The organism is Psychrobacillus sp., from assembly GCF_056205495.1.
Genome location: NZ_JBAEAP010000410.1, coordinates 1 through 1,762, shown reverse-complemented (window position 1 = coordinate 1,762; position 1,762 = coordinate 1). Strand labels below are relative to the sequence as shown.

Annotated in this window: 1 protein-coding gene and 1 pseudogene; one reads left to right on the top strand and one right to left on the bottom strand. The window is 38.9% G+C overall.

All coding sequences use genetic code 11. The features are described 5' to 3' along the window. Positions 1 to 1,323 (top strand): Na+/H+ antiporter NhaC (gene nhaC, locus AC06OU_RS12090; protein WP_475856054.1); only part of this gene is annotated, 1,323 nt, incomplete at its 5' end. A gap of 78 nt (positions 1,324 to 1,401) precedes the next feature. Here the strand turns inward: nhaC and AC06OU_RS12085 are convergent. Continuing rightward, a pseudogene (locus AC06OU_RS12085) lies at positions 1,402 to 1,762 on the bottom strand (hypothetical protein); the annotation flags it as partial.

Sequence of the window (1,762 nt, the reverse complement as noted above, 5' to 3'; positions counted from 1 at the left end):
CCTCACATTCCGCTAATAGTTGGTACAATTGTAGCAGCTTTGGTAGCTTGGAAGCATGGCTTTAAATGGAATGATATCGAAGAAATGATGTATAAGGGGATTAAACTTGCGCTTCCAGCTGTAGTCATCATTATTTTGGTTGGCCTTATTATTGGGGCATGGATAGGTGGAGGGGTAGTAGCAACCATGATTTATTTTGGACTAAAAATCATTACTCCGTCCTTCTTCTTAGTAACAATTTGTGTGATTTGTATGATTGTTTCTCTTGCCATTGGTAGCTCCTGGTCTACGATGGGGACTATCGGGGTTGCAGGTATGGGGATTGGTTTAAGCATGGGGATTCCAGCTGCTATGATTGCTGGTGCAGTTATTTCTGGAGCTTATTTTGGAGACAAAATGTCACCACTTTCTGATACTACCAATCTTGCAGCTGGTCTTACAGGGACAGATTTGTTCGTACATATCCGACATATGTTTTATACAACTATACCAGCAGCGGTTATTGCGTTAGTAGCTTACGGTCTGTTAGGAATGAAATATAAAAATAGCAGTATTGATCAGGAGAGCATACAGCAAACAATAGGTGTGCTTGATCAAAGCTTTGTAATATCTCCATGGTTACTGTTAATCCCGTTAGCAGTAATTGTATTGGTTGCTTTAAAGGTGCCAGCTATACCAGCTTTAATAGTTGGTATTTTACTAGGATTCCTTTCTCAAATTTTTGTACAAGGGGGCAACGTAGCATCAGCTGTTAGCGCTCTTCAAAGTGGATTTGTGATTGAAACAGGTAACACAATGGTGGATGAACTATTTAATCGTGGTGGATTGGATTCTATGATGTATACCGTGTCGATGACCATTGTGGCGATGACATTTGGTGGAATTCTTGAATTTTCAGGCATGCTTCAATCTATTATGAATCAGATATTAAAGCTAGCAAAGACTGCATTTTCAATGGTAGCTGCTACTATATTAGCTTGCTTTACAACAAATGCAACTTGTTCAGAGCAGTATATCTCTATCGTTGTGCCAGCGAGAATGTTTTCTAAAGCATATACGAATATGGGGCTTCACTCTAAAAACTTATCAAGAGCTTTAGAGGATGGAGGAACGCTGACTTCGGTGTTCATCCCTTGGAATACATGTGGTGTGTTCATACTGGCAACACTAGGAGTAGGGGCTTTTGAATATGCTCCCTATGCTATATTAAACTTTACAGTGCCAATTTTATCTATTATCTATGCTGCAGTAGGATTCTCTATTGTTAAAATTACAGAGGAAGAAAAGCAAGAAATTTTAAACAGAGAGATTGCCGAAGCGTAAAAAAAGAAAGTTCAGTGTCTAGCTGAACTTTCTTTCTTTTTTATAGGTTTCATAATCGAATAATGATAAAAAGACTAGTTATTGGTAGGTAGGAAAATTAAATTCATAAATCGCTCGCGGGCGTCCTTGCTGGTACGTCATTTCTTCCCCAACAATGGATGCATAACCTTTGTTCAACAGCTTCTTTAGTATCCTTTCGGTAGTCCTGCGGCTGACCTTCAAAAAGATTTCTAAATCATGTGCCGTAAACTCAACTGAATGATGGAGGCGACTAAAAAGCATAATTTTTGATAGATTGGCTGGACTTAGAGTTGTTTCCTTAGCCAATACAACGAGCCTAGGATCACTCGTTCTTAAATTGATCTTGTTCTCTTCCTGGAAGAGTGGGTTAGTCAATTGCTTTTTCTCATTCATAAGGAAGACTGTATTTTCTGTCGCA